Consider the following 22,653-nt stretch of genomic DNA (forward strand, 5'->3'; position numbering starts at 1 on the left):
GGCGCGATTCCCGGGGGCCTTGACACGGAGGGCGGCCCGGTTCCCCGTTCCGCCGCCGCACCCCGCGTCCGAACACGTCCTGACCGGCGTGGGCGCCGGGGCTGGGGCCACGAACGCGGGGGCGGCATCGGCGAGCACATCGAGACGGCGTCGGACGACCTGGTGCCCCGCTTCGCGGAACTGGGGGCGGGCGCGTCCACGCAGCCGCCGCACACTACGTACACGAGGGCCGACGGCACGGGCACGCGGCACCGGCGGCGGGAATGACCGGAAGGCCCGGCCGTATCGCCGTGGGGCGCCGCGCCGACCTGACGGCCCTGCCCCTGGATGCGGTCGAGGCGCCGGCGGACGAACTTGCCGAGGCCTGGTTGTCACCTGAACCCTCCACAGGTCGCGCTGCCCAGCGCCTTTCATGGCGGCCCGGCGCCTTCAGTCGTCCACCTCGGGTTTCGGACGGCTGCATGGACATCGACGAATTCGTGACCGGTCTCCAGGCTCGCTACGACGAGACCGCGGCACACCTCGCGGACCCGGCCGCTACCGGAAAGGTCATCGACGGGGGGAGCACGGACTGCTCAGGAGCTCTGGTCGCGTTGCGATCCGGGCTCGTCCGTGGGCGCGGGTGGGTCGTCGGCGGACGTAGCGGCAGGGGGCGTTGGTGAAGAGTCTGCGAGGTATTGGGTGAGCAGTGTGCGGCAGACCGGGACGAGTGCCATGTCGGAGAAGGCCCGCTTGGGTACGGCCACGGAGGCCTTGCCCGAGCGGTCGAGGAGGACGAACTGTCGGTCGGACTCGCGGAACCCGCCGAAGTGGGACCAGTCGTAGATGGAGGTTCGCCCTTCCACGCGGAGCGTCAGGTTGTGCGGTCCGATCTCTCCGTGGTGCGTCTGCCGCATCGTCGGTGAACGGCGCCAGTGCGCGCGTGCTTTGCGGCGAAGCCCCCAGCGGAAGGAGAAAACGAACGCTTTCAGGACGTAGTTGACGAAGGCCACCGCGAAGACCGTCACGAAGAACAGCGCGGGCAGCAGCGTCTGCCACGTTGGTTTGACGGCGGCCAGCCACAGGAGGCAGCCCCACAGAAGCAGGAGAGAGGCGCCCGCGTTGCGTACGGCCCGGTTGCGCAGACGTCGCCACGCGACGGAAGAGGCCACCACGTCGAAGAGGTCGTCGGCCTCCGGGATGTACCGCAGTGTCAGTGTCTGCTGCATCGGGCCCCCTGCCCTGCGCCTGTGAGCCCGCGCATCGTAGTCGTCAATGCCGGAAGAGGGGAGGCCTTGAACGTTCGCCGGAGGTGGCGCGGAGGCGGGGCCGGTGGGTTTGTATGTCGTGCTGTGCAGCATCGCGCCGACGGCGTGGGAGGCGTTCTGCCGGACCCGTCGCCGTCCGGAACCGAACACAGTGGCACGCCCCTGATCACATAGCCTCTCCTGGCATACACACGACAAGGGGAGGATCATGAGAGGCAGAACGGCCTGGGCCGCGGCCGGCGGGGCCGCGGCCCTGGTGCTGACGACGGCGACCGGGGCGCACGCGGAGGAGCGGGGTGATGTCCGGGTGGTGAAGACCGTCGTCAACGGCGGCGGCAACGTCATCGTGGGGACGGCGAGGACGATCACCTACCCCGTCGACATCACCGTCAAGGACAACTCGGGGGTGAAGGGGCTCTCGCACGTCAGCACGTACAACGCGGGCAGCGCCGCCGGCGGTGGCTTCGTGGACTGGACCGGTACGTCCTGCAAGAAGAAGTCGGCGACCACGTCGGTTTGCACCGCCACGATGAGCATCACGCCGGCATGGATCCCCGACTACAGCGACAGCGACAGCAACAAGACCGCGGGCGTCTGGGAGATCAGCGCCACCGTCCAGGCCAACGACGGTGACTACTGGATCTCCGACCGCATCGCCCTGTACAAGGTCAAGCGCGCGGCCCGGCTCACCGCGGTGATCGCACCCGAGAAGGTCGCCAAGAACGCCAAGGTGACCGTCACCGGCAAGCTGTCGCGGGCCAACTGGGAGGACCTGAAGTACCACGGGTACCCCGGGCAGCAGGTCAGGCTCCAGTTCAGGAAGAAGGGCGCCGCCCACTACAGCACGGTCAAGACCGTGACGACGGACGGCGTAGGGAAGCTGAGCACCAAGGTGACCGTCACCTCGGCGGGCAGCTGGCGCTGGTACTTCCCCGGCACCACGACCACCTCGCTGAAGGCCTCGGCCGGCGACCCGCTCAACCTGAAGTAGCCGACGGCGCCTCAGAAATCGCCTTTGGCCACCACCCATCCGACTCGTCTTCGGCGTGACGACGACCAGTCGGATGCCGGCCGTGCCGCCGACCGGCGTGAACGGCTGTGGCCGTGTGCCGAGTCGTCCCACCCGGCCCGCGTCGCGGACCGGGTGGCCGGCTGCCACTGACGTCCGGACGGTCCTCAGCTCGCCCTGACCGCGACGGGAGACTCGGGTCGATCGCGGAGCATGGCCATGGCCAGTTCCAACCGTGACCGGTACCCGGATCGGGAGAACAGCCTGGTCAGCCGGGATTCGATGCTTCGCCTGCTGACGTCGAGCAGTACCGAGATCTGCTGGTTGCCGAAACCCTGGGCGACCAGCACGGCGAGCAGCCGCTCGTTCTCCTCGACGACGGCTCGGCGGTCCGGCACGGCGACGCCGTGGTCGCGCATGAGGGTTCGCATCCGTGCCCGGACGAGCAGCGCGTCGGCCGGGCCGAGTGAGCCGTAGGCCTCCCGCAGCAGTTGTGGGTCCGCCGCGCCGACGCGTACCAGGTGTTCGACGGCCATGGCCAGTTCGAACGGCTGGCCCAGTGCGCGGGCGGCGTGCAGGGCGGCGGAGCCGGACCGCGGGTCGGCGCAGGCCTGGACGAGCAGGCTGTGCGTGATCGCACGGTTCGTGTCCAGTTTGCTTGCGACTCCTTCGGATTCACGAAGGCACATGGCGAGCCGGTCCTGGTCCCCGGTCATCGTGGCGAGCTGTGCGGCCGCGAACCAGAGTTCGTCGGTGCCGGCCACCGTGTCGTCGGCCGACGCGTCCTTCACGGCCCGGTCGAGGATGAACTCCGCCTGCTGGTGCTCGCCGAGTGCCATCGCGGCGCGTGCCTGTGGGACGGCGAGCAGATGAAGCAGCGGGGTGCGGCCGTCGGCGTGACCGCGGTCGACGACCTCGCTCGCGCCTCTCAACTGACCGCGTGCCAGCAGGATCAGCGCCGCGGTCTGGATCATGGCGACCCGGCTCGGGTCCGGACCGGGGGTGGCGCCGGGTGCGAGGCAGCGGCGGGTGAGCGCCAGCGCGCGGGTGACCTCGCCGCGCCGCGCGGCCAGTACGGCCTGGTCGGCGAGGGCCAGCTGTTCGGGACGGCCGCCGCCCCGGGCCAGCATGCGTTCGGCCTCGGTCAGTTCTCCCAGGGTGAGGAGGGCTCCGGTGTACGGGAAGCCCTCCTGGTCGGGGTCGGACAGATGGCCGGTGAAGCGCTCGGGCTCGCCCTGCCACAGTGCGGCGAGGGAGCCGAGAACCTCGGCACGCCGGGCCGCGTCCTGGTGGCGCGGCATGCCGTCGAGGAGGTCACGGACCTGCTGCCACTGGCCCAGCGCGTACGACGCGCCCGCTCTGGTCACGGTCCTTACCACCGGGTCGGGTACCCAGGGCCACGTCTCGCCGCGGGCCAGCCAGTTGAGCGTGACATCGTTGCCAGTGGCGCGCAGCATCGCGATGCGGGCCAGGTGGACGTCGATGAGGAACCGGGCGCGGCCGGGTTGAGCGGAGAGGTCGTTGAGCAGCGATTCGACGGTCGCCAGGCCTTCGCTCGTCCTGCCCTGCTCGGCGAACAACCGCGCGGATTCCCAGAGGATGCCGACGCGTTCCGTCTCGTCCGAGGAGAGTTCGGCGGCCACCCGTAACCAGACGCCGGCGTTGGCACCCGAGCCCGAGCGGGAGGCTGGACCGGTGCCGGGGCGGGTCGACGCGCGCGCGTGGGCGAGCAGTTCCGCCTTGACCCGCCGCGCGTCGAGCATGCGGCCGGCGCAGGCCTGCTGGTCGGCGAGGTAGTCGGGGTCGGTGCAGTGAGCCCGGCCGGCCCAGACGGCCGTGACCGCGGCCTGGGCGAGGCGGCGGCGTTCGTAGGGGCCGGTCTGGCCGATCAGGATCCGCTGCACCAGCGGCAGCCGGAACATCCAGCGCCCGCCGCCCCGTGCCTGTCGCACGATTCCGTGCGCGCCCAGGGCGCGGAGGGCGTCCGTGACCTCGTCATGCGACAGGCCCGTTGCCTCCGCAACCAGTTCCGGCACGGCGTCGCCGAGTGGATGGAGCACCGCCGCCGCCTTTGCTACCGACCACTTGGTCACGCCGAGGCCGCGCAGTTCCTGGAGGAGCCGGTGCTGGGGTCGCAGCGTCGGTATGGCGTCCGGCCGGACGAGATGGGTGCGCAGGTCGACCACGCGGATGCCGTCGGCGGCGGTCAGCGCGTCGATGGCGATGCCGACGGCCTTGGGTCTGTTCCGGGTGAGTCTGCCCACGTGGCGCACGAGTTCGGCGGTGGGTTCGGCGCCCGAGCGTTCGCCGATCAGCGCGGCGAGCCCGGTGTCGTCGAGCGGTCGTAGCCAGACGACCTCGACGAGTCGGTCGGCGACCAGTTCGGACACCAGGTGGGGACGGGCGGCGGCCGGGACGTCGACCCGTACCGTGCACACACAGCGCAGACCTGTGTCGGACGAGGCGCGGACCAGCGAGGTCAGCCGACCGAGCGTGCCGGCGTCGATCCATTGCGCGTCGTCGATCGCGAGCACCGTGCCCGGCCGGTCGGACCGCTCGCTCCGGTCGAGGGCGCGAAGGCTGTTGAGCGCGGTGCCGAGAGTGGGGTGCGGGTGCCTCGGCCGCGCGGCGACGAACCAGGTGCGGTCCGCGCCGAATTCCTGGCACACCTGTTTGAGTACGGTGCTCAGGCCGGTGCCGCCGGTGCCGAGTATCAGTACGGCTCTCGGCCCGGTGGGGTTCGTTATGGCATTGACGATCCCGCGTACCAGTTGGTCGCGGCCCGAAAGGGAATGTGCTGTTCCGGATCGACATCGGTCCGGAGCGTCGGGCGAATCGGAACTACTTCTTTCTCTTTTCTCAATGTTCATCGCAGAACTCCTCCATCCGAACAATCAGGGACGAGGTATTCTTACTCACCAAGTGGACAACAAGCTCTACTCGGAGAGTCATTTTCGTGTACGGACAATCTACCGCGCCCGACTTTGTACGGATGTGTAGCTATGATCTCCACGGATAAGAGACCGGTGCAGCTCGTAGAGTTCACCGCGATGCATGGTGTCCGTTACAGCGTCACCCTCGGATACCTCAAGGCGACCTCGGTCGCCGACCCGGCCCTTGACAATGCCTGCGATTTCCGGATCAGTGTCCGGGAGCAGAGCGGCGGCGAGCAGGCGACGGCGGAGTTGCTCGACTCCTGGGACGAACCGTTCGTCGTCGCGCTGACCGTGTTCTTCTGGAATCGCGCGCAGTCCCTGGAGTTGGCCCGCCAGGTGAAGGAGCGCTGGCCCGACTGCCGAGTGGTCGTCGGCGGCAACGACGTCAGCCACCAGCAGGAACCGCTGTTCGCCGAGGCCCCCTGGGTCGACGTACTGGTGCACGGCGAAGGAGAACTGCGTTTCCGTGACCTATTGCACTGCTACCTGGCCGACGGGGACCTTGCCACGATTCCCGGAATCAGCTATTGGGCCGACGGTGCCGTCGTCACCAATCCGGATGCGGATCGCATAACCGATCTCGAGCAGATCGTCTCGCCGATCCTCACCCCGGTGTATTCCGACGAGGAAATCACCGGCTCGTCCATGATCGTCTACGAGACCAACCGGGGCTGCCCGTACCGGTGCGCGTTCTGCTATTGGGGCGGTGCGACCAACTCCAAGGTGCGCCAGTTCGAGCTGGACCGGATCTTCGCCGAGCTCGACCGGTTGATCCGGCTGATGCCCACGGACGCGACGCTTTTCATCGCGGACGCCAATTTCGGCATCCTCGCCCGCGACCGCCAGATCGCCGAGCGCATCGTCGAACTGAGCAAGCGCTACGACAAACGGCTGATCATCAGCACGAACTGGGCGAAGAACAGCAATGAACGCATCGTGGAAATCGCGAGCATGCTGCACGCCGCCGATCTCACCGGTGCCATCACGCTCTCCGCGCAGTCCTTCGACGCGGAAGTGCTGAAGATCGCCAACCGCTCCAACATCCGCACCGACCACTACCGCAGGCTGCTGACCCGGTTCCGCGAACTCGACGTGCCCACCTACACCGACCTGATCTGGGGTCTGCCGGGTGAAACGTACGACTCGTACCTGAACGGGATCGAAGAGGTGCTGAGCGCGGGCGGCTCACCGGTGATCTATCCGTTGCTGCTGCTCAACAACACCGAGTACTCGCGGGAGTCCTTCAAGGACGAACACGCGCTCAGGACCCGCTGGATGCCGGGCGACATCACCAATCCCGAACTGGTCGCCGACGTCGTCGTCGCGCACGAGGCCATGACCCCCGAGGAATGGGTCAACGGCATGGAGTTCCGGGTGGCCATGACGTTGTTCCAGAAGATCCTGCTGCGCTGCGCACTCAGGGTCATCCACGCCACGACGGGTGTGCGCATGGTCGAACTGTGCACCCGACTGCGGTCGTTCCTGCTCGACGACTGCCCGGATCCGTTCCTGCGAGCGGTCGCCCGCAACATCGCGGTCGCCTATCGGGATCCGGCCGCCGTGGACATGCCGTTGCTGAAAACGGTCATCGGCGACCAGATCGTCGTGCCCGAGGAGGTGCACTTCCAGGCGATGCTCTGCCGTGCCGTCTCCACGGAACGCGCCACGGCGGACCTGCTCAACGCCGCGGTCGACCATCTGTGCGACTGGTTGGCCGACTCCGGATTCGACGTCGACCGGGTGCTGGTGGACGGTGCGCTGTCGCTCGACATCGCGGCGACCACGATCCTGCGGGCGAGTCTGCGCGGCGAACTCGTGGAGGCGGAGTTCGCGGTGCCGAAGCAGGGCTGGAACCTGCTGGTCGAGGCGGGCGACGTACCGTCGAGTCTCGACGGGAGCGGAGAGGGCACCATCGTGCGGGGCACCGTGTGGGCGCCGCCGCGCTGGGTCCACTACCCGATCAGCGTGTACGCGCTGTCGATCTGGCACGGCACCGGCCGGCCCCTGCACGACCTGCAGTTCGCGCTGCACGACGCGCGGTTCGCGATGCTCGACCGACTCCCGGCCCTGGCCGGCTGAGGACGTCACCCTGACCTGGGACCTGTCCGGCGCGGCCGGGCAGGTCCCGGATCTGTTTCCACGACGGGGCCTCTAGAGCCAGCCGCGGGTCTGGGCGGTTCTGGCCGCCTCGGTCCGGTTGCGGGCACCGAGTTTGGCCATCGCCGTGGACAGATAGTTGCGTACGGTGCCGTCGGCCAGGAACATCCGGCTCGCGATCTCCGCGTTGCTCGCCCCGTCCGCGACCGCCCGCAGCAGTTCGCGCTCCCGGTCGGTCAGCGGATCGGCCGCGTCCCACGCGGCCATCGCCAGTTCCGGTGCGACGACCCGCTCGCCGGCGTGCACCCGGCGCAGGGCCGCCGCCAGTTCACCGATCGGCGCGTCCTTGAGCACGTACCCGGCGACCCCCGCGTCGACGGCCCGCCGCAGGTAGCCGCTGCGCGCGAACGTCGTCACGATCAACACCCTTGTGGGGTCGCCCAGTCGGTTCAGCTCCGCGGCCACTTCGAGACCGGTGCGGCCGGGCATCTCGATGTCGGTGACCAGCACGTCCGGCCGGTGCGCGCGGACCGCGACCAGCGCGTCGTCGCCGTTGGTCGCGGTCGCCACCACTCTGATGTCCGACTGCAGATCCAGCAGGGACGCGAACGCGCCCAGCACCATGCCCTGGTCCTCGGCCAGCACCACCCGGATCATCCGGCCACCTCGACCGGCACCGTGATGGTCAGCGTCGTTCCGGCCGAGCCGGTGCGCTGCACCGCGCCGCCGAGTTTCGCGACCCGCTCCCGCAGTCCGGTCAGCCCGGTGCCCTCCGGGGCGTGACCGCCGATCCCGTCGTCCGCTATCACCAACCGCACCTGTTCGTCGTCCGCGGCCAGTCCGATGTGACAGGCGGAGGCCCTCGCGTGCCGGGCCACGTTCGTCACCGCCTCCCGCAGCGCCAGCCCCAACTCGTGCTCGGTCCCCGCCAGGAGCATCAGCTTGTCGTCGTAGGCCACCCGCAGTGTCACGCCGGACCCGGCCAGCGCACGCCGCGCCGCCTCCAGCTCGGCGCGGATGTTGGTCTGCCGCCAGCCGGTGACCGTACTGCGCACCGCGGCCAGCGCCTCCCGCGCGTTGCGTTCGATCTCCTCGGCCTCGGCGCGCGCCCGCCGCGGGTCGGCGAGCACCAGCTCCTTGGTCAGCTGCGCGCGCATCACCACCGCGGTCAGCGAATGCCCGAGCAGGTCGTGCAGGTCACGCGCGATCCGTTCGCGTTCCGTGATGGTCGCCAGCAGTTCCACCTGCGAGGCGCGCAGACGTTCGTTCTCCTGCTCCTGCCGCCGGTCGCGCTGTCGGAGTTCGAGCAGCCCGATCACCCAGATCAGCACCAGAGGCGGTACGAAACCCCACAGCCGGTAGGGCATCGGGACCCGCGACACCAGGACCGTGACACCGTCCAGCGCGGTCAGCCCGACGAACCACAGCCGCGCGGCATGCCGCGGCAGCGTGTTGCCCGCGGAAGCCGCCGCGTAGATGAACAACACGCTCGCGTTGGTGTTGAACGGAGTGGCCAGCGCGCCGAGCACCGCCATCGGCACGATCGACGTCCAGATCTGCCGCACGGACGGACCCCGCAGCAGCGCCAGCCCGTACAGCACGACCGTGACCGCGCACACCGTGATCGCCAGCGGCCACTCCCACCACGCCCGGTCCGGTGTGAAGTACGGCTGCGCCGGCACGAAGAGCAGATAGCCGAGGTACACCCACTCCCAGGTCCGCAGCCGCTCGGCCACGGACCCGGCAGCGGAAGCGGAAACGTCGACGGTGTCCATGTCCGTAGTCATGTCCGTACTCATGCCCGCGACGGTACCCATGTGCGCGACCACGCTGCTCATATCCGCGCGTGACGATAGGACAGCGCGGCGACGCCGGCCGCAACCACCGTGGTGAGCAGCAGGGCGAGTACGTGGATCATGGTGGTGCCGTGGCCCAGTTGCGCGAGCCCGAGCTGCGCGAGGTGGTACGTGGGCAGGAACTTCGCGATCTTCCGTACGACCGAGGGCAGGAACTGGATCGGGATCCACAGCCCGGACAGCATCGCCAGGGGGAACAGCACCGCGTTGAGGAGCGCGATCGCGGCACCCGTGCGGAACCGGAACCCGACCGCCACGCTGAGCAGCGTGAACGGGATGCTGCCCAGCAGCAGCACCAGCACCACCCGCAGCAGTGCCCAGGGCGAGGCGTGCAGGGTGCCGAACGCGGCGGCCCCCACCCCCATGAGCACCAGCACGCCGACCCCGTACAGGAGCGCGGCCGTGGCCTTCGCGGCGAGGCTGATGCCGATCGGCACCGCGGACACCCGCTTCATGCGCAGCCAGCCCAGGTCCCGGTCCTGCGCCACTCCGATCCCCGGCTGGAGCGCGGCCACCGTGATCACTCCGTAGGTGCCGAACGTGGCCACCATCGCCGTGCCGGCCGAGAGACCCTGGGTGGTGTCCTTCCCGTACAGCAGGTTGAACAGCACGAAGAAGCCGACCGGCATGAGGATGCCGAAGAACAGCGAGGTCGGTTCCCGCACGATCGCCCGTAGTTCGTCCCGCAGCTCGACCCCGAAGACCCGTCGCATCATCCCGCTCACGCCGCCCTGCTTTCCTGAATGCGTCCCAGTGGCAGTCGTCCGGAGTACCCCGGCACTCGCGCAGCGCCACCGGCGGCGCGCAGGCCCTCGAACGAGCCTTCCGCCCAGCCGAGTCCGGCTCGATCCGGCGCCATGTCACCTCGTGGAGCTTCCGCGACCGCGAACGATCGGCGGGCGGGCGGCACCGTCAGGTGGGCATGCCGCCCTTTCGTCTTGTGGCCCGGCAACAGCATCAGGCGGCCACTTCCTCGTCGTCGGTCAGAGCGACCACGGCTTCCTCCAGGCCCGCGTCCTGCACGCGCAGTTCGGACAGTGCCGGGTCCCGGTCGAGCAGCACGCGCAGCAGGTCCTCGGGCGAGCGGGTCTGGATCTTCACCAGGTCGTGCTCGTGCGTGACCGACAACACGCCCGGCAGCCGCTCCAGTTCGGCCTGGCTCAGGCCGGTCCTCGCGGTCACCGTGCGGTCCGGGAGCCGGGACACCAGCTCCTGCGGAGGGGCGTCCGCCAGAATCCGGCCGCGGTCGAGCACCACCACGCGGTCGGCGACGGCGGCCGATTCCTCGATCAGGTGTGTGGTCACGAGCACGGCGGCGCCCTGGGCGCGGCGGTGCGCCAGGATCTGCCAGAAGTGCCGCCGGGCCATCGTGTCGAGGCCGACGGTCGGCTCGTCGAGGACCAGCAGCGTCGGCTCGGTGACCAGTGCCATCGCCAGCTGCACCCGCTGCTTCTGACCGCCGGAGAGTTTCGACACGCGCCGGGGCCCCAGCTCGGTCAGCCCGAGTTCCGCCAGGACCGGACCGGCAGCCGCCGCCCGCAGCCCGCCGCGCACGGCGGCCCCGGTCACCAGCTCGTTGACGGTCAGGGTGTTCGGGAACCCGAGCGTCTGCTGCGCCACGCCAAGCCGCCGGCGGGTGGCCGCGCGCCGAGGATCACCGCCCAGGATGCGTACGGTGCCGTGCTGCGGCACGAGCAGCCCGACCGCGATCGCCACCAGCGTCGACTTCCCGGCGCCGTTCGGCCCGAGCAGCGCGACGCACTCTCCCGGGTCGACCCGTAGGTCCACGCCGTCGAGCGCGACCGTCTCGCCGTACCGGTACCGCAGCCCTTCGGCCGTCAGCACCGCCTCTGTTGTTCCCATGGTGACCAGACTCCCGTCCGGGAGCGCTGATCGTTAGTGATGTCCCGTCACCGGCCCGAGATGACAAATGTCAACTTCTTCGCCGACCCAAGGCCGCCCTCTAGGCATATGCACAGCTCATTGACAGATTTTTGCCGAGCGACCGCGCGTTCGGCTGAACGGGGCACGCGGCCATGCACTCATGTGAGGGGGATCGGAAACCGTAGAGGTTCCGTGGAGTTGTTGTGGCGAGGAGGAGCGTTGTCTCGGGAGCGCGGCTTGACCAGCCGACACGAGTTGATGGGCAGACAGAGGGAACTCGGGGGAATCAGCGGCCACTTGGGCAGGCCGGAACCGATCGTGATCCGCGGACCACGGGGGGCGGGCAAGACCGCGCTGCTCGACGCGGTGGCGTCCGGGTGCCGGGACCGCGGCATCAGGAGCATCACCGTCGAGCTGACCTCGGCGTCGGCGTCGGCATCGGGGGAGAGCTGGGACCTGTTCGGTGTGCAGGCCGTACTGAGAGCGTTCCGCGCGGGTTTCGCCGACATCGGCGGTTCCCGGCTCGCGACCGCGCTGGCCACCGTCAACCAGCTGTGCACACCGGCGGCCTACGAGGCGCCGGCCTCGCGCGGCAGGCTGTTCCACCAGCTCCAGCGGCTGTTCGAGAGCTTCCACGGCGGAGCCGCGGCGGTCGTCCTGTTCGACGACGTCGACGCGGCCCCGGCGACGGTCATCACCACGGCGTCCGCCGCGCTGCGGGCCGGGTGCACCGCGGTCGTCGCGTGCGACGAGGAAGCCGTCGCGCTCGAACTGACCGCCATCGGCGAAACCGCCGGCCATGTCGTCGAACTCGGGCCACTGGAGGACCAGCACATCGGTGCGCTGATCGCCGCCGCGACCCGGCACCAGCTCGACCCGGCCGTGGCGCCGGCGATCCAGGCGGCACTCGGATCGCTGGCCGGGAACCCGGGCGCGGCACTGGCCCTGCGCGACCTGCTCATCGACCAGGGCCGGTTGACTCATGTCGGCGGCGCCCTGTGCCTGGCCGATCCGGACGCCCCGATCGCCCTCCCGGCCGACCACTGGCTTGTCCAACTCGCTGAGCAGAAGCACGAGTTCGGGCTACGGCTGCTCGCACTGATCGCGGACTCCGAGTGGTTCGGCATGGACGACCTCGCCGTCTTCGCCGCCGCCGTCGACGGTGAGCTGGGCGCGTGCGGGCGCGCGGTCGACGAGTTCACCGCCGTCGACGTCCTGCGCTGCACCCCGGACGGCGCCCTCACCCTCGCCTGTCCGGCACTCGGCACGGCCGCGGTCGACGTGGTCGGCACGGACCGGCTGCGCGCGCTGCACGCGGCCTTCGCCCGGCACCTCGTGTCCCGCGACCGCAGCCACGACCTCCTCCCGCTCGCCGACCACGTGGCCGCGGCGGGCGGCGCGGACCTCGGCGGCCTCGGCGCGGCGACCCTGCTGGAACGCGCGGCCCACCGGATCCAGCCCGTGAACCCGACCCTGGCCGCGCGGTGGCGCCGAGCGGCGCTCGCGCACTGCGCCCCCGCCGACCACACACGCCTACTGGCGTCCCTGGTACGGGAGTTGGTGCGGATCGGCCGCTACGACTGGCTGGGCGAGGTGGTCGCGGAAGCGCGGGGCGCCTACGGCGAGGCGGCTGCCGATGCGATCGGTGCTCCCGGCGACGCGGTGGCCGGCCCGATCGGTGCTTCCGGCGATGCGGTGGCGGCCCCGGCCGGTGCCGCCGTCTCCGGCGCGCTGGCCGCCGCGTCCTGTCTGGCCGCCCTGCACACGGGCATTCCGTCGACCGCGGCTGCCGGTGACGCGCAGGCCGCCCCGACCCTGGGCCGCTGGTTCGGCGTGAACAAGCCCTTCGGCACCGCGGAACTGGCGGCAGCCCTGGCGCCCCTGGGCGCCACGCACGATCCGCTGGTGACCTCCCCACCACATCCGGACGACGGCTGGTTCGACCCGGTCGGCATGTGCGGGTCGGTCCTCGGACCGGCCTACGGCGCGCCCCGGCGCGGCCCGCTCGCGCTGTACCGCCGGATCGTCGACGACTACCGGCGTGGGCAGTGGGACAGCGCCCTCTCCGGTGCGCGCACCTTGGTGGCGACCTGTCCGGCGGCCACCCCCGTCCACGAGTCGGCGCGGCTGCTCGCCGCGGAGATGTGCGCACGCAGGGACGAACTCGACCTCGCCGAGGGCTGGTTGGGCGAACCGGACCGGCACGGCGCGTTTCCCGCCCTCCGCAGCTGGGTCGAGATGGGTCTGCTGGGCCGCAGGGGCCAGGCCGACGCGGCGCTCGCGATCGGGCGGCGTGCCTGCACGGCCGCCGTGCGGGCGGCCGAGGCCGGTGACACCGCGGGACTGCATCTGCTCATCATCCGGCAGGCGTTGCTGGCCACGGCGTTCGGCGACGGCGAAGCCCTGGCGGCGGCCCAGGAGGCCGCCAGAGCCTGGTGCGGTCACTGCGACGCACTCGAACCCGGTGTCACCGAACTCCTGCTGACCGCGGTGGCGCAGGGCTCGTTTCCGGCCGCCCGGGCGGCGGCCACCACACTGCGGGCGCGGGGCCACCGGACCGAACTCGCGACGGCGTGCCTGATCGCCGCGCGCACCGCGGACGACACCCGCCCATGGCTCGGCACGGTCGACGAGATAGCCCGACAACTGGGCGACAACCGGCTGCGGACGTACGTGAAGTCCCTCGCCCGCACCCGTGGCGTGACCCTGCCGCGGCGCACGAGGAGTTCACACTCCAGCGCGGCGGTCGAGGCACGCATCATCGAACTGGTCCAGCAGGGCATGACCAACAGACAGATCGCCGCCGCCATCCGGCTCAGCGAGAAGAGCGTGGAGCGCCATCTCACCAGGCTGTTCGCGAAGACGGGCTGCCGGTCGAGACTGGATCTCGTCGCCGCGTACGAACGAGGAGGCCGACGGGCACCCGACCCCGCGCCGTTGTTCTGACGACAGGCCCTATCCCAGCGCGCGCGACATGAAGCCCTTGACGCCGATCGCGGCGGCGACCGCCAGGGCGAACAGCAGCACCAGGGTGTCCGTCCACAGGGGGATCGAGTGGAGGCCGGGCAGGGTCGAGGCGCGCAGGCCCTCGCTGACGTAGGTCAGCGGGTTGATCGCGGAGATCACCTGGAACCATCGGAGGTGGCCGAGGGACGACCACGGGTACTGGACGGATCCGGTGAACGTCAGCGGGGCGAGGACCAGGGAGAACGTGATGCTGATGCGTTCCGGCGACACGACCGTGCCCAGCGCCAGTCCGATGCCGGCGCCGGTCGCCGAGCCGAGGAGCAGGATGAGCAGCACGCCCGGCCAGGCGGTGAGGGGCCAGCCCGAGGTGCCCAGGACAAGGAACCCGAGCGGCGCCATGACGAGCCCGGCGAACAGGCCGCACAGCGTGCCGAACACCAGCTTGGCCACGGCGACGAGCGGTCCCGGCAGCGGTGCGAGCAGCCGGTCCTCGATCTCGCCGGACCACGAGAAGTCCATGATCAGCGGCATCGCGGTGTTCTGGAGGGAGACGAGCAGCGCGTTGAGCGCCATGACGCCGGGCAGCAGCGCCGCGCCGAAGTCGCCGTGCGTGTAGCCGGCCTCGCCGAGCACCTTGCCGAAGACGAAGAACAACAGGAGCGGCTGGACGATCACCTGCACGAGGAACGCGACCGGCCGCCTGGCCGTGGTGAACACGTCACGCCACAGCACCGCGAGGAAGGTCCGCGTGCCGGGACGGACGTGCCGCCACGGTCCCGGGCCGGCGGTCTCGGTCGGGGCAGTGGTCGGGGCGCTCACCGCAGTTCCCTTCCGGTCAGGCTGATGAAGACGTCCTGGAGGCTGGGCCGGGCCATCGACACGCCGACCGGCTCGGCCCCCTGGTCCAGGAGGGTGCGCAGCACGTCCGGCAGCAGGACCGACGGATCCTTGTCGGTGCGCACCCGGAAGCACTGACCGACACCGCCTCCGGCGTCGGCCGCCGTGCCGGGCGGCGCCGGGTCGTGCTCGACGGCGACGGCCGCCGGCAGCTCCGTCAGCGCGGCGACGATCTTCTCGGCCGCCGCGCCGTCCGCACCGCGCACCCGCGCGGTGATCGTGGTGCCGCCGCGCAGCGTCTCGGTCAGGGCCCGCGGTGTGTCCAGTGCGAGGAGCCTGCCGTGATCGACGATGCCGACGCGGTCGGCCAGGCTCTCGGCCTCCTCCATGTCATGGGTGGTGAGGACGACGGTGACACCGCGCTCGCGCAGTTCGCGGACGCGCTCGTGCAGGAACAGGCGCGACTGGGGGTCGAGGCCGGTCGACGGCTCGTCCAGGAACAGCACCCGGGGCGCGTGCATCAGCGCCCGCGCGATGACGACCCGCTGCGCCTGACCGCCGGACAGCCGCTCGACGCGTTGGCCGGCCTGGTCGGTGAGCCCCATCAGGTCGAGCAACTCGGCGGCGCGGGCGGTCCGTTCGTCCCGGCCGACGCCGTGGTAGCGGGCGTGGAAGAGCAGGTTCTGGCGTACATCGAGGGAACGGTCCAGGTTCTGGCGCTGCGGTACGACCGCGAGCAGCCGCTTGGCCCTGGCCGGCTGGGCCACGACGTCCGTGCCGAAGAGGAGGCAGCGGCCCGAGGTCGGCAGCATCCGGGTGGTCAGCACACCGACGGTGGTGGACTTTCCGGCCCCGTTCGGGCCGAGCAGGCCGAAGACCTCGCCCCGGCCGACCGTGAAGCTCAGACCGTCCACGGCGGCCGGCGCGTGCGGGTGGTAGCGCTTGACGAGTTCGCTGACGGTGACGGCGTCACTCATCCGTTCTCTCCCTTCTCGTACGAGTTCCGGGCCGCGAGCCCGCTACAGCCGGCCGCCGTTGTCGACGAAGCTGATCAGGTCCTGGATCCGGTCCGACGCGGTCACCCCGTGCACGTCCTCGACGGCCCGGGAGACCACATGGCAGACGAGGTTGCGTTCCAGCTCGCCGATGCCGAGCCGGTACATGTTCAGATAGAGCCAGTTGAGGACGATCCGGTACTGCTGGAAGGTGTTCCAGTCGCCGAGCTGGTCCGCCGCCGCCCGGTGGCCGCCCAGCACCCGGTGGAACGGGCTGCGGTCCGACCAGGCGCTCCAGCTCGACCCCCACTCCTCCGGATCGCCGTTCTCGTCGGTGTTCAGCGCCAACTCACCGGACGTGATCAGCTCGTTGGCCCGGTTGCGGTAGCCGAGCAGGGTGTCGAGGAGCCCGCCGAACCGGATCACGTCGTGGTGGTCGTCGGCGCCGGTGATCTCGACGACCCGTCGCCGGAAGCGGTCCGCGTTGGCCTCGTAGACCCGGTCGAACCGCGCGCGCAGCCCGTCGGGCATCTTCGCCATGAAGGCGTCGGCGTGACCGCGGAAGGACAGATAGCCGTACGTCACCGGTGGCAGGAACCGGTTCGCCGCCCCGATGAACAGATCGACCGCGAGCGCCATCTTCGAGCCCCCGCCGCGGACCCAGTCGAGGATGTCGAACACGGTCTCGTTGGTGTCGACGTAGTAGCCGACGAGCAGGTCCGCCGCGGCCGTTCCGCCGAGCACGTGCAGCCGCTGGTCGTGCGGTTCGATCTCGACGGTGTTGTTGGCCGCCCAGGGGGTCAGCGGTCCGCGTTCGCGTTCCTGCTCGGCGAGCCGGACGTGCTGCGTGTGCGCGGCCCGCTCGTCGAGCGCCACGGTGGACGGACGTGCCCGCAGGTACTCCTCCAGCACGTCGGCGACGGCCGGCCGGACGATGGCGTCGAACGCCTCGTCAGTCGCCCGGATCGGGATGCGGACGTGCGGACCGCGCCGCCAGTGTGGCTGGTAGTACACCCTGGACACCGCCGGGGCCACCGTGGTGAGGAACGGGCGTACGGCGTCGAGCAGCAGGTCGGTGCGGTCGCTGTCGTGGTGGAAGACGTTCACGCTGCGCCACGAGGACTCCGTCATGTCTCTTCTCCCTGACAGTTGAGCTCGATCACGTACTCGGTCACTCTCGGCACACCCCGGTGATCGACGATCGCCGTCTCCGGTTCCGGCGCGACCTCGTAGAACACGGCCGCGCCGGCCGGATCCCCGGTCAGTCGCTCCAGGGCGCGTACGAGGGGTGGTGAGCCGATGTCGACGTACATCGGCTTGCGGGTGCGGTCGCCCGCGAGCGCGCCGGCCGCGATGGCGCGTGGGCGCAGCACGGACACGAAGAACCGGGGCGGGATGTTGTGGCGGGCCAGCCAGGTCGTCAGCGTGAACAGGAAGTCCGCGTCCGAGTGACCGGCCGCCCGCCGGGGCAGTGTGCCGGCCTGGGCCACCCAGGTGGCGCGGCGGAGCACCACGCGTCCGATGGTCAGCCGGGGCGCGTGCAGCACCCGGCCCGCCCCGGTGCCGGCGCTCGCGTCGTGCCGCAGCGGCTGGTCGGGCCGCAACAGGATGGGGTTCTCGCCGAAGGCCTCGATCAGCAGTGCCATCACCGGTGGGAGCTGCCGCTCGTAGGACAGCCCGCAGTGGACGGGCCGGAGGACCGATCCGTTGTCGTACAGGGCCGGCAGCCCGTCGTCGCCGACGCCGACGGTCAGCCGGGCGGGCGGCGGGTGGTCGAGCCGGTCCGGGAGGGTCGGTTCGCGCTGGTTGAGCGAGGTGCCGAGCGTATGGGGGAACTCCGCGTACGTCGGCCCGCTCGGGTAGGCGGTGTCGACGGGGAGTGGATCGTCCGTGAGGTGGCGCAGCAGCCGGCGCACCTGAGCCCGTCCCCGGCCGAATCCGGAGTTCACCGCGTTGACGATCAGCCGGTCGCCGTCGTGCTGGGCGTAGACGGCGACCGAGCCGGGCGGGCGTACCCAGTCCGGCAGGGTGTCGAGCACCTTCTCGATCCGCCGCCGGTCGGGCAGCGCGCCCCGGACCTCGGCGATCAGGCCGACGAGTGCGCGCACCTCCGAGACCGGGCTGGCGGCCAGGGTCTCGGTCGGCCCGGTCATGTCGAAGGCGACCGCGGCGGGGTGCAGGCGCATCGCCTCGTGGCCGTCGCGCACGAGTGCGGCGTAGAACCGGTCGAACGGGACCCGGGTCCCGGAGCCGAAGCGTTCCCGGACGAACGCGGCGATCGCCAGTCGGAACGGCAGCGTGCAGTCGAAGACGGCCAGCAGCCGGCAGGCGACGGTGAGATCGCGCAGGGTGTCCCGCCAGGCCGGAAGGCCCGCTTCGGCCACGACTCCGGGGATGACGGACTGTTCGGTGACGACGTCCCGCAGCTTGCCGTCGACGCCGAGAGCGGACAGCCGCCCGCTCAGGGTCGGCCCGAGCTCGATCCGCTCGGTGCCGTCCGCGTCCGCGTACGCGTGCAGTGCCTGCCGGAGCGCGGCCAGTTCCGGGAGTCGGTCCGTCAACTGTCCCAGCGGGTCGATGCCGTGCTCGTCGACGTACGAGTCCGGGTCCTGCCGGAGGAGGAGCAGTCCGCTCGCGACGAGCGAGTGCACATATCCGGCTGCCTGCTCCGGCGGCGCGGGAATCCCGGCGGCCAGCTCGGTGAGCGTCGGCTGCGCGGTGGCGGCGCGCAGGCAGTGCCGTAGCGGCGGGGTCAGTGGCAGGGTGAGGAGTTCCTCGGCGGGTGCCGGGCCGAGGAACTGGACGGTGTCGGCCACCAGGCGGGCGCTCGGGTTGATCCGGACCGTCCGCCCGGTCAGCGCGGCGGTCAGCGGGGCGAGGGCCGACAGGTCGAGTTCGACGACCGATCGCGGCGTTTCGGTGGCGGTCCAGCGCAGGGCCGGACCGTCCGGGACGAACCGGCCGAGGCCGCTCGCGGTGAACGTGCTGAACGGGCTGGTCTTGACGGCGGCGCGGGTGACGTAGACGGCCAGCCGGGTCAGCTCCTGCCGTCCGGGTCTCCGCCGCAGCACCTCGCGCAGGGTGGGGCTGGCGTGCGCGAGGCCCTGGTCGAAGCGGGGGTCCGCGGCGATCTCGCGCAGCGTGGCGTCGACGGCCCGGTCCGCCGCGGCCAGCACGGCCGGCAACGCGGCGCGCGCGGCCCGGTGCCGGGTCAGCTTGCGGCCGAACTCGCCGATGTCCGTGGCGAGTTCGGTGCCGAGGGCACCGGTGACCGAGGGTTCGGTGAGCAGCCGCGCCGGATCGCGCAGCTGGTGCACGGTCCGGCGCAGCGCGACCAGCTTCGGTTTGGCCGCGATGGCGTGCGGCGCGCCGATCACGTCGTGGCAGCGGTCGGACAGCGCGGCGGCCTCGGCCGTCAGTTCGGCCGCCGTGGCGGCGGCCGTGAGCAGTGCCTGCCGCAGCCGCCGGTCGACGAGCCGGCCGGGCACGGTCGCGGGCAGGGCGGCTACCCGTACCCCGAAGGTGGTGGCGTGGCCGCTCATGGGAACGGGTGGGGGTGCGGGTTGAGGCCGGCGTCGGTCAGCGGGCGGGGCGCGTGGCCGAGCCGGTGGGGTACGTCGAGCAGTCGGGGGAGCCCGGTGGTGCGCCGGTTGCGGTGGCCGAAGGTCATGGACAGGGCGCCGGGGGCGATCACCTTCACACAGGCCAGGCCGGCGGCCTCGTGCAGCGGCGAGGTCTGGTCGACGACCACGACGTCCATGCCGCCCGCCAGCATCCGGTCGACGGCCTCGGTCAGGTCGTCGCGCAGGTCGGTGTGGCCGGGCCAGGGGCGGCGGCCGAGGCGGTCCCAGCCGATCCGGCGGTCGCCGGAGAGGAGGAAGGAGAAGCGGTCGTACGCCTCCGGGGTGGCATTGCACAGCGAGTGGTCGGTCATGACGCGCACCAGGTCGGGGTCGGCGGTCATCCGCCGTGCCCGATCGGCCTCGGCGGGGTATCTGCGCGCCTCCTGTTCGACGATGGGCGCCAGTTCGCCGAGTGCGGTGAGGACGGCGGCGGCCGGGTCGAGGGCCGATCCGCTGGTGCAGACGACCTTCGGCCGGGTGTCGTCGCCGGTGGTGTCCTGCGCCAGCACCCAGAACGCGGGGATCGCCTCGGTCAGGGTCGTGTCGAAGACGCGCAGCCGGTATCCGGTGCGCTCGACGCGTTCGACGACGAGACCGATGCGCGGGTCGGGGGCCAGGGCGAGGTCCACCTCCGGGACGGGCATCCTGGCGTACCAGGTCATCAGGAACGCGTCGCGTTCGACGACCTCCAGGATGCCGTGCAGGATCGCCTCCTCGACGCAGCCGCCGAGCGCGCAGCCGTTGGAGATCTCGAAGGTGAAGGGCTTGTCCGGCGCGGCTCCGGCTCCCGGCTGCCAGGTCGTGCGGTAGTACGCGTGGGTCTCCGGGACGAGCACCGGCCGGGCCTCGCGGAACGAGTACGCCCACACCCAGGACACCACGGCGTCCTCGGTGAACGGCTGGTAGGGGCAGTCCTGCTCCTGATATCGCTCGGCGGGGAACAGCCCCAGCGAGCGCGGGTCGAGGGCGTCCGCGGCGAGTTCGGCGTAACTGCCGCGTACGGTCGTCCGCTTGCCCCAGGGCCATTGGCCACCGAGCCGTTCCAGTGCCTCGGCCACCGCGGTGGCCCGGCACGACGCGAAGTCGCGGGTGCGTCCGAAGCCGGCCTCGCCGCGGTAGCCGTACTCGGTCAGGACCGCCTCGGCCAGCGGGAACAGCGCGTCGCGCAGACCTTTGGGCGGGGCGACGACACCGGTCTCGGCGTCCACGTACAGCTCGGTGAGCCGGGGTTCGGAGAGGTGGCCGATCCGGTCGGCGCGCACCGAGGGTTTGGGCCGGGGCAGGGGGGTGACGACGGCACGGGCGGCCGTGTCGTCGGGCAGCGTGCCGCAGACCGGGCACAGCGGGTCCGGCAGGAACGTGTGCCGGGTCAGGGTCAGGTCGCGCAGGCCGACGTACCAGCAGTGGTCCTCGGCGACGCCCGAGTGCAGCAGTTCGCGCACGGCCTCGGCGGCGAACCCGGACAGCCAGTCCGACGGCCGGGCCGCGATCCGCTCGTCCGTGCGCAACCGCTCCGTCCACTGGTCGCGTTCGGGCGCGCCGGCGCGCCATTTCTGCAGGCACCACACGCAGCCGCGCCCGCCGGGCCGTACGAGCGGGCCGACCACGACCCGGTCGAGTTCGGTCCACACCGGCAGCCAGGGTTCGCCCCGGTCGTGGGCCGCGGCCCAGCCGCCGGTGTCCCAGCTGTCGCGTGCCACCACCAGCATCGACGGTGGCCGCCGGGCGATGGCGTCGGCCAGTCGGCCGTCACCCAGTACGGTCTCGCTCACCGGCGGTTCTCCCTCACCACGTCAGCCGGAACTCGGGGCGCAGCCCGCCGGGGTGTTCCGTGCCGAACTGCGCCACCAGCAGGCTCCGCCGGCGCCCGTCGAGGCCGAACCAGGTGTCCAGGAGATGCGTGAGCACGTCGTTCTGGATCCGGCTCGCCACGTCGACGGCCGCGCCCGCGAGGCAGGCGCGGTGCAGCGCGGCACCGGCGGCGGCCTGCTGCACCCGGTACCAGCGGGTCCCGAACCGTTCCTCGGCCGCTGCGGCGTCGCCGACCGGCAGCAGCCATACGTTGGCGGTGCGGGCGCCCTGCTGGGTCAGTGCGGCCAGCGCCGCCTCCCGCAGCCGCTGGCGGGGGTCGCCCTCGCCGACGAGTTCCAGTTCGTGGGCGTCGGGGTGGTAGCGGTACGCGCCGGCCGGGACGCCCGTCACGTCGGTGACGACGCAGTAGTACTCGACCAGGTTCGCCGGCAGGTCCCAGCGTGCCCGCTGCCCGTAGGCGGCGAGAATCGTGGCCAGCGAGCCGATCGACATGGTCTCGCCGTTGAAGCCGCGCAGGGTCGCGTGCCGGGTCCGGGTGCCGGCCGCCAGATCCGGTGCCGCGTGCGGCAGGCCGATCCGCTTGCCCTCTCCCGGTGGCGCGGCGGGCAGCGGACGCGGGCCGGGGCGGCTCTGCGCGAGGACGGCCGCGTGGGCGCCGTACGCGCGCGGGAACGCGGCCAGCGAGGGACCGCTGTATCCGGCGGGCACCGGCGGGAGCAGTTCGACCACGGCGTGCGCCCCCTCCTCCCGCGGGTCGAGCCCCAGTACGTCGGTGACGTCGGCGTCCGGGAAGCACAGCCGGGCCGTGGCGTTCTGGTCGCCCGCGACCACGAGCGCCTGCGCCACCTGGATACCGGCCTCCAGGCAGGCGAGGCGGTAGTACATCTCGCCGTACTTGGCGGCCAGCCGCCAGAACACGTTGGTCTGCACAAGGACCGTCCCGGCCGGCCGGGACGCGACCCAGCCGCGGTAGTCGCCCTCGCGCAGCCGCACGAGATCGTGCCGGGCCGGGTCGTAGTAGTAGACGCCGGTGGGCACCTCGGAGTCGGGTCCCGCGATCACGTACCACTCCGCGCTGTAGCGGGCGCCGCCCGACGGCGTCGGCCGCCGGGTGACCAGCCACTGGAGCGGATCGGCGTCCGGGATGGTCTCGAAGCTGTCGGTGAAGGGCAGCATGTCCAGCGGGGTCAGCCACTGCGACCGCGTGATGCCGCCGAGGTCGGCGAGCATCCGGCCCAGCCGGTGCGTGGACCGCTCCGGCGGCCAGGGCAGCGGGTGGCGCGGCGCGCCGGGGTAGGTCTTGACCACCCGGGGCGGGTACGACTCCGGGTTCGCGACCTCGGTCGGGGTGTGGACGTCCTCGTGATAGCGCGTCGCCTCATCGGTCATG

General features: G+C 71.4%; 15 protein-coding genes. 3 read left to right on the forward strand and 12 right to left on the reverse strand.

The annotated features are described in order from the left end of the window. Nucleotides 1–575: 575 nt before the first annotated feature. Nucleotides 576–1,208 (reverse strand): YcxB family protein, encoded by a 633-nt coding sequence (locus tag ACIQBL_RS29865; protein WP_401946620.1) that lies wholly within the window; start codon nucleotides 1,206–1,208, stop codon nucleotides 576–578. A 247-nt stretch (nucleotides 1,209–1,455) separates the two neighbouring features. Here ACIQBL_RS29865 and ACIQBL_RS29870 point away from each other — a divergent pair, with 247 nt between their 5' ends. Then, nucleotides 1,456–2,238, forward strand: a complete 783-nt coding sequence (locus tag ACIQBL_RS29870) for a hypothetical protein (RefSeq protein ID WP_401946622.1) — start codon at nucleotides 1,456–1,458, stop codon at nucleotides 2,236–2,238. A 185-nt stretch (nucleotides 2,239–2,423) separates the two neighbouring features. On the opposite strand, the gene ACIQBL_RS29875 is transcribed toward ACIQBL_RS29870, so the two are convergent. Further along, nucleotides 2,424–4,925: a hypothetical protein gene (locus ACIQBL_RS29875; protein ID WP_401946625.1), complete on the reverse strand. Its 2,502-nt coding sequence runs from the start codon at nucleotides 4,923–4,925 to the stop codon at nucleotides 2,424–2,426. Nucleotides 4,926–5,282: 357 nt separating this feature from the next. On the opposite strand from ACIQBL_RS29875, the gene ACIQBL_RS29880 reads away from it, so the two are divergent. After that, entirely contained in the window at nucleotides 5,283–7,271 is a 1,989-nt protein-coding gene (locus ACIQBL_RS29880; protein WP_401946628.1) for a radical SAM protein, read from the forward strand. 72 nt (nucleotides 7,272–7,343) lie between these two features. Here ACIQBL_RS29880 and ACIQBL_RS29885 read toward each other — a convergent pair whose 3' ends face one another. From ACIQBL_RS29885 to ACIQBL_RS29900, 4 genes are all read right to left on the reverse strand, one after another. After that, nucleotides 7,344–7,946 carry a response regulator gene (locus ACIQBL_RS29885; protein ID WP_401946630.1) on the reverse strand — a complete coding sequence of 201 codons (603 nt, stop codon included), beginning with the start codon at nucleotides 7,944–7,946 and terminating at the stop codon, nucleotides 7,344–7,346. Then, on the reverse strand, nucleotides 7,943–9,088 hold the full coding sequence (locus ACIQBL_RS29890; protein ID WP_401946633.1) for a sensor histidine kinase: 1,146 nt from the start codon (nucleotides 9,086–9,088) through the stop codon (nucleotides 7,943–7,945). Before ACIQBL_RS29890 ends, ACIQBL_RS29885 begins: the two co-directional genes overlap by 4 nt. A 35-nt stretch (nucleotides 9,089–9,123) precedes the next feature. Then, complete coding sequence (locus tag ACIQBL_RS29895) at nucleotides 9,124–9,861, reverse strand: ABC transporter permease (protein WP_401946893.1); 738 nt, start codon at nucleotides 9,859–9,861, stop codon at nucleotides 9,124–9,126. Nucleotides 9,862–10,102: 241 nt separating this feature from the next. Beyond that, the gene (locus tag ACIQBL_RS29900) at nucleotides 10,103–11,008 is read right to left on the reverse strand and encodes an ABC transporter ATP-binding protein (RefSeq protein ID WP_401946636.1); all 906 of its coding nucleotides are present in this window, start codon (nucleotides 11,006–11,008) and stop codon (nucleotides 10,103–10,105) included. 258 nt (nucleotides 11,009–11,266) lie between these two features. Here ACIQBL_RS29900 and ACIQBL_RS29905 point away from each other — a divergent pair, with 258 nt between their 5' ends. After that, nucleotides 11,267–13,975, forward strand: coding sequence for a LuxR C-terminal-related transcriptional regulator (locus ACIQBL_RS29905; protein WP_401946638.1), 2,709 nt, complete (start codon nucleotides 11,267–11,269; stop codon nucleotides 13,973–13,975). Between the two features lie 9 nt (nucleotides 13,976–13,984). On the opposite strand, the gene ACIQBL_RS29910 is transcribed toward ACIQBL_RS29905, so the two are convergent. Genes ACIQBL_RS29910 through ACIQBL_RS29935 form a run of 6 tightly spaced genes read right to left on the reverse strand, consistent with a single transcriptional unit; the run spans nucleotide 13,985 to nucleotide 22,652 of the window. Then, complete coding sequence (locus ACIQBL_RS29910; RefSeq protein ID WP_401946640.1) at nucleotides 13,985–14,815, reverse strand: ABC transporter permease; 831 nt, start codon at nucleotides 14,813–14,815, stop codon at nucleotides 13,985–13,987. Further along, nucleotides 14,812–15,810 (reverse strand): ABC transporter ATP-binding protein, encoded by a 999-nt coding sequence (locus ACIQBL_RS29915; RefSeq protein WP_401946642.1) that lies wholly within the window; start codon nucleotides 15,808–15,810, stop codon nucleotides 14,812–14,814. Before ACIQBL_RS29915 ends, ACIQBL_RS29910 begins: the two co-directional genes overlap by 4 nt. 42 nt (nucleotides 15,811–15,852) lie before the next feature. Next, nucleotides 15,853–16,959, reverse strand: coding sequence for a thiopeptide maturation pyridine synthase (locus ACIQBL_RS29920; RefSeq protein WP_401946645.1), 1,107 nt, complete (start codon nucleotides 16,957–16,959; stop codon nucleotides 15,853–15,855). Then, on the reverse strand, nucleotides 16,956–19,370 hold the full coding sequence (locus ACIQBL_RS29925; RefSeq protein WP_401946648.1) for a lantibiotic dehydratase: 2,415 nt from the start codon (nucleotides 19,368–19,370) through the stop codon (nucleotides 16,956–16,958). Before ACIQBL_RS29925 ends, ACIQBL_RS29920 begins: the two co-directional genes overlap by 4 nt. Continuing rightward, nucleotides 19,367–21,223 (reverse strand): TOMM precursor leader peptide-binding protein, encoded by a 1,857-nt coding sequence (locus ACIQBL_RS29930; RefSeq protein ID WP_401946651.1) that lies wholly within the window; start codon nucleotides 21,221–21,223, stop codon nucleotides 19,367–19,369. Before ACIQBL_RS29930 ends, ACIQBL_RS29925 begins: the two co-directional genes overlap by 4 nt. A gap of 13 nt (nucleotides 21,224–21,236) precedes the next feature. After that, nucleotides 21,237–22,652, reverse strand: coding sequence for a nitroreductase family protein (locus tag ACIQBL_RS29935; protein ID WP_401946654.1), 1,416 nt, complete (start codon nucleotides 22,650–22,652; stop codon nucleotides 21,237–21,239). Between the last annotated feature and the right edge of the window lies 1 nt (nucleotide 22,653).

Source organism: Streptomyces sp. NPDC088350 (assembly GCF_044753545.1).
In the GTDB taxonomy this organism is placed as follows: domain Bacteria; phylum Actinomycetota; class Actinomycetes; order Streptomycetales; family Streptomycetaceae; genus Streptomyces.

Coding starts and splice junctions, on each gene's coding strand:
- ACIQBL_RS29885 (WP_401946630.1), bottom strand. CDS start 7,946: ATGATCCGGGTGGTGCTGGCCGAGGACCAGGGCATGGTGCTGGGCGCG.
- ACIQBL_RS29915 (WP_401946642.1), bottom strand. CDS start 15,810: ATGAGTGACGCCGTCACCGTCAGCGAACTCGTCAAGCGCTACCACCCG.
- ACIQBL_RS29925 (WP_401946648.1), bottom strand. CDS start 19,370: ATGAGCGGCCACGCCACCACCTTCGGGGTACGGGTAGCCGCCCTGCCC.
- ACIQBL_RS29900 (WP_401946636.1), bottom strand. CDS start 11,008: ATGGGAACAACAGAGGCGGTGCTGACGGCCGAAGGGCTGCGGTACCGG.
- ACIQBL_RS29870 (WP_401946622.1), top strand. CDS start 1,456: ATGAGAGGCAGAACGGCCTGGGCCGCGGCCGGCGGGGCCGCGGCCCTG.
- ACIQBL_RS29920 (WP_401946645.1), bottom strand. CDS start 16,959: ATGACGGAGTCCTCGTGGCGCAGCGTGAACGTCTTCCACCACGACAGC.
- ACIQBL_RS29865 (WP_401946620.1), bottom strand. CDS start 1,208: ATGCAGCAGACACTGACACTGCGGTACATCCCGGAGGCCGACGACCTC.
- ACIQBL_RS29890 (WP_401946633.1), bottom strand. CDS start 9,088: ATGAGTACGGACATGACTACGGACATGGACACCGTCGACGTTTCCGCT.
- ACIQBL_RS29935 (WP_401946654.1), bottom strand. CDS start 22,652: ATGACCGATGAGGCGACGCGCTATCACGAGGACGTCCACACCCCGACC.
- ACIQBL_RS29895 (WP_401946893.1), bottom strand. CDS start 9,861: ATGATGCGACGGGTCTTCGGGGTCGAGCTGCGGGACGAACTACGGGCG.